Here is a 20624-nt window from a genome sequence, read left to right as displayed (position 1 = left end):
TTCACACGAAGTACATATCGTTGTGCTATTTTTATTTCACCTTTGATTTATAAATAAGAAAATATTGACCATTTGAAAAAAAGGTATATTATTTATACGAGGTATTAAAAATTCACTTCTTACATTCTATGCTTTAAGGGGCAGCATTATTAGAAAAAATAGAAGTGAAAATAGTTTGTATAAGAAGTATTCTAAAATTTATAATCTGTGAATTAGGAAAATATTGAATGCTCCAGGTCAATATACTTTCTTGACTAAATGTATTTGTGAAAGTGACCTCAATATTTTTAAGTAAATCAACGGGAGAATTGAAAGGCAGGAGAAAGTAACATGTCAGAAAATTATCGTTCTCGAGAGGAGCGAAGACAAGTTCAAAAGAAAAAACAGCCAGCTTCTAAAAAAACAAAATCAAAAGGTAAAACATCGTTTTTTCGTAAATTTTTAATTAGTTGTTTACTACTTGGTATTGTAGGTTTAGTGGCAGGGGTGGCTACCTTTTTCGTTATGATAAAGGATGCGCCGAAACTTGAGAAAGCAAAACTTGTTAATCCGTTATCCTCAAAAATTTATGATAAAGACGGGAATTTGGTATATGAATATGGGAAAGAAAAGCGGACGAATGTTACGTATGATCAAATCCCTAAATTGGTAGAAAATGCATTTTTAGCGACGGAAGATGCACGTTTTTATGAGCATAGTGGAGTAGACTTTAAAGGTACTGCACGTGCGGTTTTAGTCAGTCTTAAAGGAGATTATGGCTCTCAAGGTGGAAGTACGATAACGCAGCAAGTTATTAAAAATTACTTCTTATCGATGGAAAAAACGTCAAAGCGTAAGGTTCAGGAAATATATTTAGCGTATAAGCTAGAACAACAATATTCAAAACATGAAATATTAGAGATGTATTTAAATAAAATTAATTTAGGTAACCGTTCATATGGAATCGCAACTGCAGCACAAAACTACTATGGTAAGGAATTAAAAGATTTAACTTTACCAGAAGTTGCGATGCTTGCCGGTTTACCGAAAGCACCAAATAACTATGATCCAACGAAAACAGAAAATATTCAAAGGGCAACAGAAAGAAGAAATACTGTACTAAACTTAATGAATCGACATGGTTATATTACAAAGGCAGAAATGGAAGAAGCATCAAAAGTTCCAGTAACAAAGGGACTTAAGACTGCAACTGTACAAACAATGCCATATCCTGCATTTATGGATGCGGTTGTGAAAGAAGTAGAAAAAGAACTACCAGATGCTAATATTGGTTCTGATGGTTTAGAAATTTATACAACATTGGATCCAAAAGCACAGGATTATGCTGACAAGCTTTTAAATGAAAATATTATTAATTATCCAAATGAGAACTTCCAAGGCGCTTTCACATTTATGGATACGAAAACAGGAGAAGTTCGTGCTATAGGTAGCGGACGTGGTGAAAATAAAGCGGTATTTAAAGGGCATAATATGGCAATTGAATTAGATCGTGCAGCTGGTTCGACAATGAAGCCAATTTTTGACTATGCTCCTGCAATTGAATATTTAAAATGGGCTACGTACCATCAAATTGATGACTCTCCATTTAAATATTCAACTGGACAAGAAGTTCGAAATGCAGACAGAAGTCATTTAGGTCCAATTACTATGCGTGAAGCATTAAAGATGTCGCGTAATATTCCGGCAATTAAAACTGCAAAAGAAGTGGGAATTAGTAAATCGAAAGATTTCTCTGAGAAATTAGGTATTACATTTAATGCTGCACCGACAGAATCTACAGCGATTGGTACAAACGAAGTATCACCAACTGAAATAGCGGGTGCTTATGCGGCATTTGGCAATGATGGTAAGTATACGAAGCCGCATTTTGTTAAGAAAGTAGTTTATCCAGACGGCAAGTCACAAAGTTTTGGACAAAAATCAAAACCAGTTATGGCGGATTCTACAGCATATATGATTACTGATATGCTTCGTTCTGTCGTTACATCAGGTACTGGTACATCGGCAAATGTGGACTCTTTAGATGTAGCTGGTAAAACAGGTACAACTAACTATTCTTCAAAACAACTAGCACAATATGGAATTCCAGAAAGTGCAACTCGTGATAGTTGGTTTGCAGGTTATACACCGCAATATACGATGGCAGTATGGACTGGATATATGAAAGATGGCAAAGATGAGTATATTAGTAGTAAAAATACGAAAATTGCGCAGTTGATTTTTAAATCAATGATGAGCGAGATGGCTACAGATAAATCACGCTTTAAAATGCCAAGTAGTGTTATTCAAGAAGGTAGTGAGTTACGTATAAAAGGTGAAAAACGTGATTCATCTCCAAATACGAGCGTACCGGATACAACGGAACAACCAAAACAAGATCAACAGCAAAAAACTGAAGAAGAGAAAAAGCAAGAAGAATTAAAGAAACAGGAAGAACTTAAGAAACAAGAAGAGCAAAAGAAACAAGATGAACTTAAGCAACAAGAAGAGCTTAAGAAGCAAGAAGAGCAAAAGAAACAAGATGAATTAAATAAGAAAAATGAACAAAATAATGGAAATGGTCAAGGAAATACAACTCCACCGAACAATGGTGGAGGCCAAGGAAATACAACCCCACCGAACACCGGTGAAGGCCAAGGGAATACAACTCCACCGAACACCGGTGGAGGCCAAGGGAATACAACCCCACCGAACACCGGTGGAGGTCAGGGGGATACAACCCCACCGAATAACGGTGGAGGGGGCCAAGGGAATACAACTCCAACGCCACCAGCAACAACGCCACCAACTACTGGTGGGAACACAGGAGAAGCCCCTGTCAATAATGGACAATAAATAACGTATATAAAAAAGCACCAAAGGTACCGATAAAACGGTTCCTTTGGTGCTTTTTATATTATAAAGATTACTATTATTTTTAAATGTTAAAAGTACCATAGAAATTTTGAAAGTAAATTGATGGGAAATGATAAAAAATTTGAGTAGGAGGTATTGGAGGATAGCCCGGGTTATAAAAACCAGTACTACTAGGATGTGTGCCATGATTCCAATATACAGGGGTGACTTGCCCAGGAGTTTGGAATTGTTGCCAAGTAGCAGGAAGTTCAATACCAACATCGGAGCTAGCTGTATGAACAGAGGGGACATGTATTGAAGGAACTGACGGAACTGCAGTAACTATTCTTGGTGATACCCACATGAAACGATCACTCCTAAGTTTAATAATAAAATAGTATATTCTTTTAGAACATATAAAGGTACATATATAGGACTTTCGCTTAAAACATAGGTATAAAGTCGTAAGACCAACTTAAATTGATGGTAGACCATTTATTATGAAAAGATACGTCTATTAGCGGAGGGAAAGGGAGCATGAAAAATATACAATTGATGTGTTGATTGCAATATTTTACGTGTTTATGGAGGAATTTTAATGGAACGATTATGGACGAAATCATTTATTCAAATGACTATCGCGATGTTATTTTTATTTACAGGGTTTTATTTACTTGTTCCAACGCTACCGCTCTTTATTAAAGAGATTGGTGGAAATGAATCACAAGTTGGACTGATGATGGGAATGTTTACAATAGCTGCAGTTGTAATACGACCGATTATCGGAGGAATGTTAGATCAATATGGTAGAAGATCTTTTATTATTTTCGGACTCATATTTTTTGGGATAACGATGTATTCGTATAATTTAGCATCGACTATTGTCCTTTTAGCTGTTTTACGCGTTATTCACGGAGTGACGTGGGCTGTTTCTACAACAGCAGTTGGAACAGCGATAACTGATATTATTCCAGATTCACGTCGTGGTGAAGGAATGGGCTGGTATGGCATGGCGATGACAATCGCGATGGCAATTGGCCCAATGATTGGATTATGGGTTGTACAAAATTATTCATTTCATGGTCTATTCTTGTTAGCGACTCTTTTATCCTTTATGGCAGTCGTATTATCGTTAATAACGAAAATGCCATTCACGCCACAAAAAGAAAAAGGGAAAATCCAGCTGTTTGAAAAATCCGTTTTATCAATAACGATTGTTGTTTTCTTTTTATCATTTGCATATGGAGGAATAACAACATTTTTACCGTTATTCGCGTCATCAATTGATGTGAATCCTGGGACATTCTTTTTTGTATATGCAATTGCTTTAACAATTGTAAGGCCGATTTCAGGTAAATTATTAGATAAGTATGGAGAAGTATTTATCATACTCCCGGCACTATGTATTACCATTTTAGCGATAGTTGTATTAACGATTTCAAATGGTTTGACTGGTGTAATTATCGCAGCGGCATTATACGGTGTTGGATTCGGTTCAGCACAGCCCGCTTTGCAAGCAGCGATGCTGACAATTGTTGATCCTAGTAAAAGAGGAGTTGCTAACGCTTCATTCTTTACTGCATTTGATTTAGGTATTGGATTAGGTGCGATTTTACTTGGAGTTGTTTCACAAATGTTTGGTTACCGTATTTTATTTGTTGGTAGCGCAATTTCTGGATTAATAGCTTTAATTCTTTTCGTTGTTTTTGTAAAACAAAGATTAGGCAAAAAAGATTTTGCGTAAACAGGAAGGGCGAAGATGAAAATTTCAATTGAACATGATGCTCTACGATGATTTAAGGAAGAATTGCGTATAAAGTATGATGAATCGCTTTAATTTATCCCGCTATTTGCCGGGCAGTAAGACTCACACCTCAAAATTCGGCTGGAGCAAAGAAGTTAGGTGGTAGATAAACTGCTCGTAAACGCCCGATAGGTAAAGGCTAAAAATCAGAGGGAGATGAACAAAACCCCCACTGATTAAAGTTTCACTTTATTGTAATGTGCGGAGGAAATAGTGCAATTCATCCAGGATACTCTTTAGGAATTGTTTCTGAGAAACCAGTTCGGGAAATAGTGTCAGTTGAGAAAGACGGTATATTATTTTTATAGATTTTGATAATCTTTCGTACCTTCAAAACTATGATTTAGTTGTCAGCTATCGTAAAGAAACGGAAGAAATTCAATTTAATTATGTAAAATAATAACTTTATTAAAAATAAATAAATTTTATATAAGAATTATATTTATGAGAATATGAAATTAATATTATTAAAAACGAGCTGTGCATGAATGCAGCTCGTTTTTTTTATATTTGTTAAATAAAAAGAGAGTAAAGGTATATTTAGTGGGATTATATGGATGATTGTTATATTTCGTTTTAAAAAATCGTAAAAGGATGTATGCCCTTTACTTATAAAATATGAAAGCTATTTTTGAAAAATTGTATTATTACAGTAGAAAAAGTATAGGAAACTTATCATTATAAAATAAATTGAAATCTTCTAAAAACTCTGATACATTGAAATAGAAATGTAGTTTCATAGTATTGTAAAGGCTTACAGTTATGTGCACGAAGATCTATTAGGATTGGAGGAAATAATGATGAAAGCTGAAGAAAAATTTTCCCCGGGATTAGATGGTATAGTAGCAGCGGAGACGAAAATTTCGTTTCTTGACACAGTAAAAGGTGAAATTGTAATTCAAGGGTATGATTTAATCGAACTCTCAAAAACAAAAGAGTATTTAGACATTGTGCACCTTTTATTAGAAGAACATCTACCGAATGAAGATGAAAAAGCAACAATTGAAAAGAAATTAAAAGAAGAATATGCAGTGCCAGAAGGTGTATTCAACGTGCTAAAGGCATTGCCTAAGGAAACGCATCCTATGGATGGGTTACGTACAGGTGTGTCTGCATTAGCTGGTTACGATAGTGATATCGAAAACCGCTCGTTAGAAGTGAATAAAAGTCGAGGGTACAAGCTTTTAAGTAAAGTGCCAAATATTGTAGCGAATAGCTATCATATTTTAAATAATGAGGAGCCAATTCAGCCCCTTCAGGAATTGTCATATAGTGCGAATTTCTTCTATATGTTAACTGGTAAAAAACCAACTGAACTTGAGGAAAAGATCTTTGATCGTTCCCTTGTTTTATATAGTGAACATGAAATGCCAAACTCTACGTTTACAGCTCGCGTAATTGCATCAACGCAATCGGATTTATACGGTGCTTTAACAGGTGCAGTTGCATCTTTAAAAGGAAGCTTACATGGCGGTGCAAATGAAGCGGTTATGTACATGCTTTTAGAAGCTGGAAATGTTGAGAAATTTGAAGAACTATTACAGAAGAAACTTTATAACAAAGAAAAAATTATGGGCTTTGGACACCGTGTTTATATGAAGAAGATGGATCCAAGAGCACTTATGATGAAGGAAGCTTTAAAGCAGTTATGTGATGTAAAAGGTGATTATACACTATATGAAATGTGTGAAGCTGGAGAAAAGATTATGGAGAAGGAAAAAGGAATTTATCCGAATCTTGATTATTATGCAGCTCCAGTATATTGGATGCTTGGTATTCCAATTCAACTGTACACACCAATCTTCTTTAGCTCTAGAACAGTAGGATTATGTGCGCACGTTATTGAGCAACATGCAAATAATCGTTTGTTCCGTCCACGCGTAAAGTATATAGGCGAGCGACATGCATTTAGTAAATAAAAACAACTGGGGAGTTGTTAGCGCCGCCCGCCAGATGGGTGTTTGACCGACACCCATCATTAATAATAACGAATTTTCGACAGAAAGGGAAGATTAGCATGATTAAAACAAATGAAATTAAACAAAAAGATGCATTATTAGAAGAAATTACGGATTATGTATTAAATAAAGAGGTTACAAGTGCGGAAGCATTCAGTACTGCTCGCTACGTATTACTTGATACACTTGGATGTGGAATTTTAGCACTACAATATCCAGAGTGTACGAAATTACTAGGACCAGTTGTACCAGGAACAATCGTGCCAAATGGTACACGTGTACCAGGAACATCTTATGTGCTAGATCCAGTAAAAGGTGCATTTAATATCGGATGTATGATTCGTTGGTTAGACTATAACGATACTTGGCTTGCAGCAGAATGGGGACATCCATCTGATAACTTAGGCGGAATTTTAGCAGTAGCAGATTATATTAGCCGCGTTCGTATTTCAGAAGGAAAAGAACCATTAAAAGTACGTGAAGTACTAGAAATGATGATTAAAGCACATGAAATTCAAGGTGTACTTGCTTTAGAAAACAGCTTAAACCGTGTTGGTCTTGACCATGTTTTATATGTAAAAGTAGCAACAACTGCTGTAGTTGCGAAAATGCTTGGTGGAACACGTGAAGAAATCTTTAATGCATTATCACATGCGTGGATTGATAATTCTAGTCTTCGTACATATCGTCATGCCCCAAATACTGGATCACGTAAATCATGGGCAGCAGGTGACGCAACGAGCCGCGGTGTTCATCTTGCAATGACTGCTCTAAAAGGTGAAATGGGTTACCCTACAGCATTATCTGCACCAGGCTGGGGATTCCAAGATGTATTATTTAATAAACAAGAATTAAAATTAGCAAGACCATTAGAGTCTTATGTAATGGAAAATGTATTATTTAAAGTATCATATCCAGCAGAATTCCATGCGCAAACAGCTGCAGAATGTGCTGTGAAATTACATCCGGAAATTAAAGAAAGATTAGATGAAATTGACCGAATTACAATTACAACTCATGAGTCAGCAATTCGTATTATCGATAAAGAAGGTCCATTAAATAACCCAGCTGATCGTGATCATTGTTTACAATACATTACGGCAATTGGTTTATTAAAAGGAGATATCGTTGCAGACGATTATGAAGATGTAGTAGCAAATGATCCACGTGTAGATGAATTACGTAATAAGATGGTTGTTGTTGAAAACAAACAGTACAGTTTAGATTATCTTGACCCGAACAAGCGCTCAATCGCCAACGCTGTTCAAGTTCACTTTAAAGATGGTACTGTAACAGAAAATGTGGAATGTGAATACCCACTTGGTCACCGTTTCCGTAGAGACGAAGCGATTCCAAAAGTTGTTCAAAAATTCACTGCAAATATGGCAGGTCATTATTCTAGTAAGCAACAAGAACAAATTCATGAAGTTTGTTTAAATGAAGAAAAACTAGAAAATATGAATGTAAACGAATTTGTAGATCTATTCTTAATTTAATAATAGGGGGAATTTAGAATGGCTTGGGTTGTTAATAAACAGTCAACACAAGAGGAGCTTGCGAATCGCTTTCGAACTTTAGTAGAAGCAAATGAAATTTTGCAAATTCCAGGTGCTCATGATGCAATGGCGGCTTTAGTTGCAAAAAATACAGGTTTTTCAGCTCTTTATTTATCCGGAGCTGCTTATACAGCAAGTAAAGGTCTACCAGATTTAGGTATCGTGACGTCTACTGAAGTAGCAGATAGAGCAAAGGATCTAGTAAGAGCTACAGATTTACCAGTTCTTGTTGACATTGATACAGGGTTTGGTGGAGTACTAAACGTAGCAAGAACAGCTGTAGAAATGCTGGAAGCGAAAGTAGCGGCTGTTCAAATTGAAGATCAACAATTACCAAAGAAATGTGGACATTTAAATGGCAAGAAACTTGTTACAACAGAAGAATTAGTTCAAAAGATTAAAGCGATTAAAGAAGTTGCGCCAAGCTTATATATTGTAGCACGCACAGATGCTCGCGGTGTGGAAGGATTAGATGCAGCGATTGAAAGAGCGAATGCATATGTTAAAGCAGGGGCAGATGCAATTTTCCCTGAAGCGCTTCAATCAGAAGAGGAGTTCCGTCTATTTAATAGTAAGGTAAATGCACCTTTACTTGCGAATATGACTGAATTCGGAAAAACTCCATATTATAGTGCAGAGGAATTTGCAAATATGGGCTTCCAAATGGTGATTTACCCTGTAACTTCACTTCGAGTTGCCGCGAAAGCGTATGAAAATGTGTTTACTTTAATTAAGGAAACAGGTTCTCAAAAAGATGCACTTTCTAATATGCAAACGAGAAGTGAGTTATATGAAACAATTTCATATCATGACTTTGAAGAATTAGATACTGGAATTGCAAAAACAGTATTATCAGAAGATCAATAGATAAAACAACGAAGGCGATGAGAATACATCTTTGGCAAAACGAACTGCTTGATGTGAAAAATCATCGCCTTCTGTTTTAAATAATAAGATATTCCACTCATCGTAGACGAGCATATGCAAAGAGCAATGAAGGCCGAAATGATAGGGGGATTCAGATGGAGAAAACGAAGTTACCTTGGGATGAATTCTTTTCACTCAATAAAGATGTGAACAATACTTTCTTTACACCAGAAGATTTTTCAGGGGATGAAGATTTAATTGCAAAAACGACAGAACAATTTGTAAAACAAGAAATTGTTCCGCAAATTGAGAACATTGAACAACATAACTATAACGTTTCTCGTCAATTATTTGAGAAAGCTGGGGAACTTGGATTATTAGGCATTGAGGTACCAGAAGAATACGGTGGGTTCGAATTAGGAAAGGCTGTCTCAGGTCTGGTAGCAGAGAAAATGGGTTACGCTGGTGCATTTAGCGTTTCATTTAATATACACGCTGGTGTAGGTACATTGCCTTACATATATTACGGAACGAAAGAACAAAAAGAAAAGTACTTGCCGAAAATCGCATCCGGAGAATGGATTGGTGCTTATGCTTTAACTGAGCCCAATGCTGGTTCTGATGCATTAAGTGCAAAAACGAGTGCAGTTTTGAATGAAGAGGGTACAGCTTGGAAGTTGAATGGTGAGAAGCAGTGGATTACAAATGCTCATATGGCAGATGTATACGTTGTTTTTGCGAAGACAAATAAAGGGATGACAGCGTTTATTGTCGAAAGAACATGTGAAGGTGTATCTATTGGATTAGAAGAAAAGAAAATGGGGATTAAAGGTTCTTCAACGGCGACGCTTATTTTAGAAGATGTAGTTATCCCTGCTGAAAATGTTTTAGGAGAAGTTGGGAAAGGGCATCACGTAGCCCTTAATATTCTTAACTTTGCTAGACTAAAACTTGCTTTTGGAAATATTGGAACAGCAAAACAAGCAATCGGTTTGTCGGTTCAATATGGAAAAGAGCGAAAACAGTTCCAAACGGAATTAGTAGACTTTACGATGATTCAAGAGAAAATTGCAAATATGATCATTGCTACATATGGAGCAGAAAGTGCAGCTTACCGTACAGCAGGTGTAATTGATGAAGCAATTCATGAGAGTGATGAAGATCTTATGAAAAAAATGTCCCAATTTGCAATTGAATGTGCACTGAATAAAGTAAACGCTTCTGAAACACTTGCTTATATCGTAGACGAAGCTGTACAAATTCATGGCGGGTACGGCTATATGCAAGAGTACGAGGTAGAACGTTTATATCGTGATGCTAGAATTAGTCGTATTTTTGAAGGAACGAATGAAATTAATAGATTAACAGTTGCCAAAATGTTAATGAAGCAAATCGAGCAAATAGAAGATGCTGAAGTAGAAATTGATGTAGCAAATGTAGAAAGAAACCATCGTTACATTTTATTAGCGAAAAAATTGTTGAAACAATCTTTGAAAGCGCTCTCTAAAACTCCAGGATTAAAAATTGATCAAGAGCAAGAATATTCACGTGTATTATCAAATATGTTGACGGACGTGTACGTCATGGAATCAGCATTTTTACGTACGAGTAAAGCAATTAGTAAAAATGGTGAAGAAAAAGAGCGTACGAAACAAATGATAACGGATGTTATTTGTGAAGAAGGCTATCGTAAAGTAGAAGAATCGACGATTTCAATACTTTCAGCGGCTGTCACAGAAGAACAAGATAGACACGTAATGTTAGCTGAAATCCGTCAATTATTAGTGCCTTTATACACGAACGTATTTACGAAAAAGAGAGAAATTGCGAAAGCTATTATAAATCGTGGGAAATATATTGTGTAAATAGGAGGAAAGCGATATGAAAAAGATTGGTTTTATCGGCTTAGGTAACATGGGTCTTCCGATGTCTAAAAATTTAGTTAAATCAAGTTACACAGTATATGGAGTGGACTTAAACAAAGAGGCTGAAGCTTCCTTTGAAAAAGAAGGAGGGATTATCGGCTTATCAATCTCAAAACTAGCAGAGACATGCGATGTGATTTTTACAAGTTTACCTTCACCTCGTGCTGTTGAAGCGGTATATTTTGGGGAAGAAGGATTATTTGAAAATAGCCACTCGAATGTTGTATTAATTGATACAAGTACTGTATCTCCACAGTTAAATAAACTGTTAGAGGAGTCGGCGAAGGAAAAGAAAGTAGACTTTTTAGCAGCGCCTGTTAGCGGTGGGGTAATTGGAGCAGAAAATCGTACATTAACGTTTATGGTTGGTGGATCAAAAGACGTATATGATAAAACTGAATCTATCATGGCAGCGTTAGGGGCGAATATTTTCCACGTTAGTGAACAAATTGATAGCGGTACGACTGTTAAATTAATTAACAATCTATTAATTGGTTTTTATACAGCTGGTGTGAGTGAAGCTTTAACGTTAGCGAAAAAGAACAATATGGATTTAGATAAAATGTTTGATATTTTAAATGTAAGTTACGGTCAAAGTAGAATTTATGAGCGTAATTATAAAAGTTTCATTGCATCCGAAAACTACGAGCCAGGCTTTACTGTGAATTTATTAAAGAAAGATTTGGGATTTGCAGTTGATTTAGCTAAGGAAAGTGAACTCCACTTACCAGTAAGCGAAATGCTATTAAACGTATATGAAGAAGCGAGTAAAGCAGGATATGGTGAAAACGATATGGCTGCTTTATATAAGAAAGTTAGCGAACAATTAATTTCTAATCAAAAATAATAGACTTATATACATCATAAAAAAGGAGAGAATATAATGATTACAACTGAAATTAAACGAGTAAAAAATCATATTAATGGTGAGTGGGTAGAGTCTACTGGTACAGAAGTAGAAGTAGTTCCAAATCCAGCAACTGGAAAAATTATCGCTTACGTTCCGCTATCTCCGAAAGAAGATGTTGAAAAAGCTGTTGAAGCTGCAAAAGCGGCATACGAAAAATGGTCTAAAGTACCAGTTCCGAATCGTTCAAGACAATTGTATAAATATTTACAGCTTTTACAAGAAAACAAAGAAGAGCTTGCAAAAATCATTACGCTAGAAAACGGTAAAACACTAACAGATGCAACTGGTGAAGTGCAGCGTGGTATTGAAGCAGTAGAACTTGCAACATCAGCACCAAATTTAATGATGGGACAAGCTCTTCCGAATATTGCTAGTGGAATTGATGGATCGATTTGGCGCTATCCAATCGGTGTTGTTGCTGGTATTACACCGTTTAACTTCCCAATGATGATTCCATTATGGATGTTCCCACTTGCAATTGCTTGCGGTAATACATTCGTATTAAAAACATCTGAAAGAACGCCACTTTTAGCAGAGCGACTTGTAGAGCTATTCTATGAAGCTGGTTTCCCAAAAGGTGTATTAAATTTAGTACAAGGCGGAAAAGATGTTGTAAATAGCATTTTGGAAAATAAAGATATTCAAGCTGTTTCATTCGTCGGATCTGAGCCGGTAGCTCGTTACGTATATGAAACAGGTACGAAACATGGAAAACGTGTACAAGCGTTAGCAGGTGCGAAAAACCATGCGATTGTAATGCCAGATTGCAATCTTGAAAAAACAGTACAAGGTGTAATTGGATCTGCGTTCGCAAGTAGTGGAGAGCGCTGCATGGCATGTTCTGTTGTAGCAGTAGTAGATGAAATTGCGGATGAATTCATTGACGTGTTAGTAGCAGAGACGAAAAAATTAAAAGTAGGCGATGGTTTCAACGAAGATAATTACGTCGGACCATTAATCCGTGAATCGCATAAAGAACGTGTTTTAGGCTATATTAATAGCGGCGTAGCAGATGGAGCAACTTTACTAGTCGATGGCCGTAAAATCAATGAAGAAGTTGGGGAAGGTTACTTTGTTGGTGCAACGATCTTTGATGGTGTAAATCAAGAAATGAAAATTTGGCAAGATGAAATTTTCGCTCCAGTATTAAGTATTGTAAGAGTAAAAGATTTAGAAGAAGGTATTAAGCTGACAAATCAATCGAAATTTGCGAATGGTGCTGTTATTTATACTTCAAATGGTAAGCATGCTCAAACGTTCCGTGATAACATCGATGCTGGTATGATTGGTGTAAACGTAAACGTTCCGGCACCAATGGCATTCTTCGCATTTGCAGGAAACAAAGCTTCATTCTTTGGAGATCTTGGTACAAATGGTACGGATGGCGTTCAATTTTATACACGCAAAAAAGTTGTAACTGAGCGCTGGTTTTAATATAGAGTAAACAGCCAAATCAGTTATTAAATGAAAACCACCACTATTAATAGTGGTGGTTTTCGTCTTGTTAATTATTTCTTTCAAAAGCTAGTTTAATACCAAACCCAATTAAAACGATTCCCGTTAATCCTTGAATATAACGTTGCGTCTTCGGTTTCTTCATAAAGGCACTAATTTTATCAATTAAAAATATATAAAAAGCAAACCAAATGACTGTCAAAATGAGATAAGTAAGTCCCATAACGAGAAGTTGTATAAATGTATTATGATTTGGATTTAAAAACTGTGGTAAAAAAGTTAAAAAGAAGACTGCAATCTTAGGGTTTAGTAAATTTGTAAGGAAACCTTGGCGAAAGCAAGAAGTATGTTTATTTTCATTATTTATTGGAACTTCATTTGTATTTAAGTCCGATGTGTTTCTGACTGCTAAAAGGGCTTTAATACCAATATAGACTAAATATACAGCACCAACATATTTAAAAATAGAAAATAAAAGAGCAGACTTTACAATAAGTGCCGAAAGACCAATTACAGCAGCTAAAGTGTGAATTAAAAGCGCAACACAAGTACCAAAAACAGTTTTTACGCCGCCGATTTTTCCAGCAACCAATGTGTTTTTCGTAGCCATTGCTGTATCTGGACCGGGTAAAATGATAAGACAAATTGACATAATGATGAAAAGAAGATAATTTTCTATCATAAATTGTCCTCCTTTTTATTTTTAGAAAATTCGATTAAATATAGTGTAGCACACATTTTGGTTAAATTAAATTAAATTGTATTTAAAAATATTAAATAAAAAAGGCTATATTTGTAATGTTGCATACACTACAAATATAGCCTTTTTGTTATGCATTAAGTAAATTAAAGAAACGATTTACGTCTTCTTCTGAAACATCACTTAACTGTTTATATTTATAATTCGGATTTTGATCTTTATCAACGACAACGGAGCGTACTCCTTCGAAGAAATCTTCATGTCTCATAAAATTTTTAGCTAGTATAAGGTCCGTAGCGAAACATTCTTCAACGGACTTATCTTGTCCATCAATAAACTGTTTTAATGTTACTTTTAGTGAAACAGGTGATTTTGATAATAGCGTTTCTTTCGTTTTTAGTGCAAATGAACTTTGGGCTTTCTCCAACGAGTGGATGATTTCTTCAATTGTATCGAATGCAAAATGTGAATTGATTACTTCTAAAGAAGGAGCAAGCTCGCTTTCTAAGTTTGGAGCAGTTGCAAATGTACGAATAACTTCTTTTAAATGAGTATGTACATCTTCTTTATTCCAATTTATATTTTCAAGTGCGGTAAGGAAATTTGGTAATGAATCGGATGTCATAAAATAATCAGCAGCGTTTATATATAATACATCAGGAGCTTTTAATATGGATGCTGTTAAAGCGACATATCGGCCAGTAGATCCTGGAGCTTTATTTAAGAAATAAGCAGCACCGACATCTGGGAAGAAACCGATGTTCATTTCAGGCATCGCCCACTTCGTACGTTCTGTTACTATTCGATATTTAGCTCCATTTGTCAGACCAACACCACCGCCCATTACGATTCCATCTAAACAGGCGATAATTGGTTTTTTATATTGATAAATAAATGTATCAATTTCATATTCTTCTTCAAAAAATTGTTCTGCATGCTGTAATGCAATCTCGTTTGAACGTGCTTCGTATAGCGTTTTAATGTCGCCACCTGCACAAAAACCTTTCGTTCCAGCTCCTTTTAAAACGATAACTGTAATCTGATCATCTTGCTCCCATTCTTTAAGTTTTTGTCCAATTGGTTTTAACATGTCATAGGATAAAGAATTAAGTGCTTTTGGACGGTTTAAAGTAATAGATGCAACGCCGTTTTCGCTAACAGAAAATAAAACGTGTTCAGTCATTATAAATCCTCCCTTACATATCTTCCTATTCTTATTTCTTGATACATGATGAAATGTCCTTTATAAATTTGTCTAATATTGGCGCTATAAGGATTAATATGTACTCCGCATATTTTGACGAGTTATATTTGCAGGATTCTGAAGAAGGAAGAGGAATATTACAACATTACTGTAAGCGCAATTATTTGGAATTATAGTGTTGAAGGCGCTATTATATGTATAACTTATATTGAGTTATTATGCGTGGCGTAACAATTTATTAAAGAATGGATGTAGAAAAGATTAAAAAGCTGAATTGTCTAACTTTTAAAGACCGTTGGTTTTGTATATAATTAGAAATAGAGAAAGGAGAGATCGGAATGCCAGGACCTTTACTATTGTCGGTAATTATTTTGTCATCTCTTATGGTAGGAATTACACAGTATTTTCATCATACAGATACGACAGAAGAAGTGAAGGATAAGGTGCGTCTCGTGTTTCCGATTTTTATAATATCTATTTCCATATGTTTTTTACTAAATAAAGATGGGTATGTAGTGGCTGTATTTGCGTTTTTTGTAGCGATTGTCTTAATAACTGTATTGTACTACGTTATGAAAGAGTACTTACAAAAATAAGGATGCCTGAATGGCATTTTTATTTTTGTAGATTGATAATTTCACATACCGTATTTTATGTAAAAAACATAAAATACTTATAATTAAAAAAGTGTGTACATCGTAGTGTATTTACTTGTCAATCTTGCATGACCACTATACTATTAAAATGTAGAGATTAGAAAAAAGGGGTTGTATCTAGCATGAAATTTGAGATGCACACAAAAATTATTTCAAATGAAAAAGAAGTGAGATTACATATAGAAGATAATTTATTTCAATTAATTTTAGATGGTTATCATCTATTTACTATTCAAGAAATATTACCTTTATATAAATCAAACGAAGAAAGAATCGGTAGTGCAATTGTCCAAAAGTTAGAATGGGAGAAAGGAAAAACTACACTAAACTATCAACTTGTTTCACTACAATCAGTAAACTAAAAGGAGAAGGGTAATATGAAGTTTTTTCATACAGCGGATTGGCATTTAGGTAAGCTTGTTCATGGTGTATATATGACTGAAGATCAAAAAATTGTGTTAGATCAGTTTGTACAAGCTGTTGAAGAAGAAAAACCGGATGCTGTAATTATTGCAGGAGATTTATATGACCGAGCAATTCCACCTACAGAAGCAGTAGACTTATTAAATGATGTATTACAAAAGATAGTTATTGAGTTACAAACACCAGTAATCGCAGTTGCAGGAAATCACGATAGTCCGGACCGTATACATTTTGGTAGTAATTTAATGAAAAAACAAGGATTACATATTGTTGGACAATTCCAGTTTCCATATAATCCTGTTGTTTTAAATGATGAATACGGAGAGGTTCATTTCCATCTCATTCCGTATGCGGATCCAAGTATTGTTAGACATATATTGAAAAATGAAGATGTTCGTTCTCATGATGATGCGATGCGTATTTTTATGAATGAACTTTCTGAAACGATGGATAAAGAAGCGAGACATGTATTTGTAGGACATGCATTTGTAACTTCTTCAGGAGAGGCAGAGGAAAATACAAGTGATGCGGAACGACCACTTTCAATTGGTGGTGCTGAATATGTAAATAGCCATTATTTTGATAAGTTTCATTACACGGCGCTTGGTCATTTACATCAAGCGCATTTTGTACGTAATGAGACAATTCGTTATTCAGGTTCGCCACTTGCCTATTCTATCTCTGAAGAAAAACATAAAAAAGGATATTATATTGTGGAACTGGATGAAAAAGGTGAAACAACAATTGAAAAACGTTTACTTACACCACGTCGTAAAATGCGTACAGTAGAAGCAAAAATAGACGATTTATTACATCATCCAGTAAATGAAGATTATGTATTTGTGAAATTATTAGACGGAAATCCAGTCTTGCAGCCAATGGAAAAAATACGTTCTGTATACCCAAATGCAATGCATGTTGAAAGATCTATTCAAAGACGAGAGTTCACAGATGAAAATGAAGTAACTATTTCAAGACATAAAACGGATGATTTATCTCTTTTAAAAGCTTTTTACAAAGAAATGAAAGGGTTAGAGTTATCAGAAGAGAAAGAACGTCTATTCTTAGATGTGTTGCAAACAGTGCAAGAACGGGAAGGTGAGCGAGGATGAGACCGATTGAGCTTATTATGACGGCATTTGGTCCATATAAACAGAAAGAAGTAATCGATTTTAATGATCTTGGCGAACATCGTATTTTCGCTATTTCTGGTAATACAGGGGCCGGAAAAACAACGATTTTTGATGCGATTTGTTATGTGTTATATGGAGAAGCTAGTGGGGAAGAGCGTAGTGATACAAGCATGCTCCGTAGTCAATTTGCTGATGATAATGTTTACACAAGTGTGGAATTAACCTTTCAATTAAAAGGGAAAAGATATGAAATAAAGCGACAACTTGGTCATAAAAAACAAGGGAATAAAACAATTACAGGACATGCAGTTGAATTATATGAAGTAATTAATGAAGAAAAAGTTCCTTGTGTCGATCGTTTTCATGTAACGGATGTAAATAATAAAGTTGAAGATTTAATTGGATTAAGTAAACATCAATTTAGCCAAATAGTAATGTTACCGCAAGGAGAGTTCAGAAAGCTATTAACGTCTGAAACAGAAAATAAAGAAGAGATTTTACGTCGTATTTTTAAAACAGATCGTTATAAGTTAATGCGTGAGTTACTAGACCAAAAACGCAAACAATGGAAAGACGTCTTACAAGAAAAACAAAAAGAACGAGAGCTATATTTCCGTAATGTTTTTAAATTGCCAATACGTGATGGAGCATTGTTAGAGACATTAGTAGAGCAAGAACATGTAAATACACATCAAGTAGTAGAGGTATTAGAACAAGAAACAATTTGGTACAAGGCAGAGGTTGAGCAATTACACGTAGAACAAAATGACAAAACGAAACAGTTAAAAGAAGCAGCGGCACGTTTTCATGCAGCAAAAGCTGTAAATGAGAAATTCAAAGATTTAGCACAAAAGAATGAGAAATACAGTATTTTACAAGAAAACCATGCAGTAATCGAAATGAAAGAAAAATCTTTTAAACATGCGGAACAGGCGAAGCGATTATTACCATTTGAGCAATGGTATGAGGAAGCGATGCAACATGAACAGAAGTCTGAAGGTTTGTTAAAACAGATAATCGCAAAAAAAGAACATATAATGAACAGTTTTGAACTTGCTCAGGATAAATATGAAGCATTAAAGAATAAGGGATCAGAGCGAGAAAACGCTAAAAAACAAGTTCAAAGACTAGAAGAGTTACAACCAATTATTGCATCATTAGCTGAGAAAAAGTTAAATTTGCAAAATGCTGAAATTCAAATAGGGAAATTAAAAGAAGGTATGCGAAAGTTAGGTGAACAACTAGAAGTGCATACAAATGAAAAACAAAGAATGTCTGGCGAATTACAGCAATTAGAAGCAGCGCTTGAACAATATGTAGCTAAAGTAGAAGAACTAACGAATATGCGAGAAGATGCAAAAGTGTTAAAGCAGGCATATGATGTATGGCAAGAAAAACAAAAATACGAGCAAGAAAAAGAAATTGCGCTTCAAAAGACGCAACTGGCAGTTAGTGCATATGAAAATATGGAACGCCGCTGGTTAAGTGAACAAGCTGGTATATTAGCTCTTCATTTACATGATGGTGAATCTTGTCCAGTATGTGGTAGTATGGATCATCCGAAAAAAGCTACAGAGCAAAGTAATGCAATTGATGAAAAAGAGTTAAATGAGCTACGAGAAAAGAAAAATGTTGCGGAAAAATTACATGTTCAATTAGAAGAAAAGTGGAATTTCTATCGAGTTCAATATGAACAAGTGATAGAAGAAGTGCTAAAGCGAGGCTATCGCTCAGAGGAATTAGTAGAAACATATAGTGCGCTCGTTCAAAAAGGAAAGCAATTAGCAGCAGAAGTAAATACGTTAAAAGCATGTGAAGAAACGCGTAAGCAAATTGTTGTGAATATAAAAAGCGTAGAAGAAAAAGTAGAAGAACTCCAGAAACAAAAGCGTGAAGTAGAAACAGTGCAGCACCGTACTGAAATGGAGTGTATGCAACTTCGTACGTCATATGAACATGATAAGCAAAATATTCCGGAAAGCTTGCAAACGGTACAAGCTTGGAAAGTACAGTTTGACCAAGCTCTACAAGAACTCAGGTTAATGGAAGATGAATGGGAGAAAGTACAAGAAGCGTATCAACATTGGCAAAATGAAAATATACGTATTCAAGCAGAACATGATAGTGCTTCTAATCAATTCAATAGTGCAAAAGAGAAGAAAGAAGAGACTTTCACACGCTTTATGAAAGAGCTAGAACAAAGCGGATTTACAGATCAATTAACATATACAGCAGCTAAATTAAATGATGCTGAGCTGGATAAGTTACAACAAGAAATCCAAAGTTACTACTCGTCTCTAGAAGTACTTGTAAAACAAATTGAAGAATTAAAGGCAGAATTAAACGATAAAGAGTATATGGACATTTCTTCATTGGATGAGCAAGTGAAAGAATTGGAAATTAACCTTGATATTATTAAAGAAAAACGACAACGTGCTCAAAACGCCGTAGCATATATTACGGATTTACATGAAAACATTAAACGAATTGATGAACAAATTCATGAGGAAGAAAAAGCATTCCAAGAACTTGTTGATTTATATGAAGTAATGAAAGGGGATAACGATAGTCGTATATCCTTTGAACGTTACATCTTAATTGAGTATCTAGAACAAATCGTTCAAATCGCAAACGAACGATTACGTAAATTATCAAATGGCCAATTTTATTTAAAACGAAGTGAGCGAGTTGAAAAGAGAAACCGTCAAAGTGGATTAGGCTTAGATGTATATGACGCATACACAGGTCAAACCCGAGATGTAAAAACATTATCTGGCGGTGAGAAATTTAACGCATCACTTTGCTTAGCACTTGGAATGGCAGACGTAATTCAAGCGTATGAAGGTGGTATTTCCATCGAAACGATGTTTATCGATGAAGGATTCGGCTCATTAGATGAAGAGTCATTAACGAAGGCAGTTGACGCCCTAATCGACTTACAAAAATCTGGTCGCTTTATTGGCGTAATTTCACATGTTCAGGAACTGAAAAACGCAATGCCAGCTGTATTAGAGGTAACGAAGCAGAAGGATGGGTGTAGTCAGACTAGGTTTGTGGTGAAGTAACAAGATCAAATTGCTGAGGATTTTAGTAAAATAATAAATAAAACGCCGTCTCCTTATTGAACTGAACCCAAAAAGTTAGACAAAGAATTTAAGCGGCCGATGGGATGTGAGTCCGGTATTGCACTGGACTCAT

At 35.3% G+C, this 20624-nt stretch carries 15 protein-coding genes and 1 pseudogene; 13 read left to right on the top strand and 3 right to left on the bottom strand.

All coding sequences use genetic code 11. From position 1 onward, the window contains the following. The first annotated feature begins 330 nt into the window (after positions 1 to 330). Positions 331 to 2835, top strand: coding sequence for a transglycosylase domain-containing protein (locus JDS80_RS19310; protein ID WP_199639738.1), 2505 nt, complete (start codon positions 331 to 333; stop codon positions 2833 to 2835). Positions 2836 to 2917: 82 nt separating this feature from the next. Here the strand turns inward: JDS80_RS19310 and JDS80_RS19305 are convergent, their stop codons facing one another. After that, positions 2918 to 3199 (bottom strand): hypothetical protein, encoded by a 282-nt coding sequence (locus JDS80_RS19305; RefSeq protein ID WP_071747332.1) that lies wholly within the window; start codon positions 3197 to 3199, stop codon positions 2918 to 2920. Positions 3200 to 3433: 234 nt separating this feature from the next. On the opposite strand from JDS80_RS19305, the gene JDS80_RS19300 reads away from it, so the two are divergent. The 8 genes and pseudogenes from JDS80_RS19300 (at position 3434) to JDS80_RS19265 (ending at position 13289) form a co-directional block, all read left to right on the top strand. After that, positions 3434 to 4579 (top strand): MFS transporter, encoded by a 1146-nt coding sequence (locus JDS80_RS19300; RefSeq protein ID WP_199639736.1) that lies wholly within the window; start codon positions 3434 to 3436, stop codon positions 4577 to 4579. 248 nt (positions 4580 to 4827) lie between these two features. After that, a pseudogene (locus JDS80_RS19295) lies at positions 4828 to 5039 on the top strand (HesB/YadR/YfhF family protein); the annotation flags it as partial. A 397-nt stretch (positions 5040 to 5436) separates the two neighbouring features. Then, positions 5437 to 6558, top strand: a complete 1122-nt coding sequence (mmgD, locus tag JDS80_RS19290) for a citrate synthase (RefSeq protein ID WP_142347536.1) — start codon at positions 5437 to 5439, stop codon at positions 6556 to 6558. 98 nt (positions 6559 to 6656) lie between these two features. Continuing rightward, positions 6657 to 8093: a 2-methylcitrate dehydratase gene (prpD, locus tag JDS80_RS19285; protein WP_000598135.1), complete on the top strand. Its 1437-nt coding sequence runs from the start codon at positions 6657 to 6659 to the stop codon at positions 8091 to 8093. Positions 8094 to 8111: 18 nt separating this feature from the next. Further along, positions 8112 to 9020 carry a methylisocitrate lyase gene (gene prpB / locus JDS80_RS19280; protein WP_098889745.1) on the top strand — a complete coding sequence of 303 codons (909 nt, stop codon included), beginning with the start codon at positions 8112 to 8114 and terminating at the stop codon, positions 9018 to 9020. A 155-nt stretch (positions 9021 to 9175) separates the two neighbouring features. Continuing rightward, positions 9176 to 10885: an acyl-CoA dehydrogenase family protein gene (locus JDS80_RS19275; RefSeq protein WP_098889746.1), complete on the top strand. Its 1710-nt coding sequence runs from the start codon at positions 9176 to 9178 to the stop codon at positions 10883 to 10885. Positions 10886 to 10901: 16 nt separating this feature from the next. Further along, positions 10902 to 11792: an NAD(P)-dependent oxidoreductase gene (locus JDS80_RS19270; protein ID WP_071745527.1), complete on the top strand. Its 891-nt coding sequence runs from the start codon at positions 10902 to 10904 to the stop codon at positions 11790 to 11792. Between the two features lie 36 nt (positions 11793 to 11828). Further along, positions 11829 to 13289, top strand: a complete 1461-nt coding sequence (locus JDS80_RS19265; protein ID WP_071745528.1) for a CoA-acylating methylmalonate-semialdehyde dehydrogenase — start codon at positions 11829 to 11831, stop codon at positions 13287 to 13289. Between the two features lie 70 nt (positions 13290 to 13359). Here the strand turns inward: JDS80_RS19265 and JDS80_RS19260 are convergent, their stop codons facing one another. Together JDS80_RS19260 and JDS80_RS19255 are read right to left on the bottom strand one after the other, a co-directional pair. Beyond that, positions 13360 to 13992, bottom strand: coding sequence for a LysE family translocator (locus JDS80_RS19260; RefSeq protein WP_071745529.1), 633 nt, complete (start codon positions 13990 to 13992; stop codon positions 13360 to 13362). Between the two features lie 148 nt (positions 13993 to 14140). Then, the gene (locus JDS80_RS19255; protein ID WP_098889747.1) at positions 14141 to 15193 is read right to left on the bottom strand and encodes an enoyl-CoA hydratase/isomerase family protein; all 1053 of its coding nucleotides are present in this window, start codon (positions 15191 to 15193) and stop codon (positions 14141 to 14143) included. A gap of 359 nt (positions 15194 to 15552) precedes the next feature. On the opposite strand from JDS80_RS19255, the gene JDS80_RS19250 reads away from it, so the two are divergent. The 4 genes from JDS80_RS19250 (at position 15553) to JDS80_RS19235 (ending at position 20491) form a co-directional block, all read left to right on the top strand. Then, positions 15553 to 15810, top strand: coding sequence for a hypothetical protein (locus JDS80_RS19250; protein WP_001119412.1), 258 nt, complete (start codon positions 15553 to 15555; stop codon positions 15808 to 15810). 182 nt (positions 15811 to 15992) lie between these two features. After that, on the top strand, positions 15993 to 16232 hold the full coding sequence (locus tag JDS80_RS19245) for a DUF2584 family protein (RefSeq protein ID WP_060751731.1): 240 nt from the start codon (positions 15993 to 15995) through the stop codon (positions 16230 to 16232). 15 nt (positions 16233 to 16247) lie between these two features. Beyond that, positions 16248 to 17405: an exonuclease SbcCD subunit D gene (locus tag JDS80_RS19240; protein WP_098889748.1), complete on the top strand. Its 1158-nt coding sequence runs from the start codon at positions 16248 to 16250 to the stop codon at positions 17403 to 17405. Beyond that, complete coding sequence (locus JDS80_RS19235; protein WP_199639734.1) at positions 17402 to 20491, top strand: AAA family ATPase; 3090 nt, start codon at positions 17402 to 17404, stop codon at positions 20489 to 20491. Before JDS80_RS19240 ends, JDS80_RS19235 begins: the two co-directional genes overlap by 4 nt. Positions 20492 to 20624 lie beyond the last annotated feature (133 nt).

Origin of the sequence: Bacillus cereus group sp. N8 (genome assembly GCF_016483685.1) — a bacterium.
Classification (GTDB): Bacteria; Bacillota; Bacilli; order Bacillales; family Bacillaceae_G; genus Bacillus_A; species Bacillus_A proteolyticus.
The sequence above is the reverse complement of the archived record's forward strand: the minus strand, read 5'-3'. Positions and strand labels throughout refer to the sequence as shown.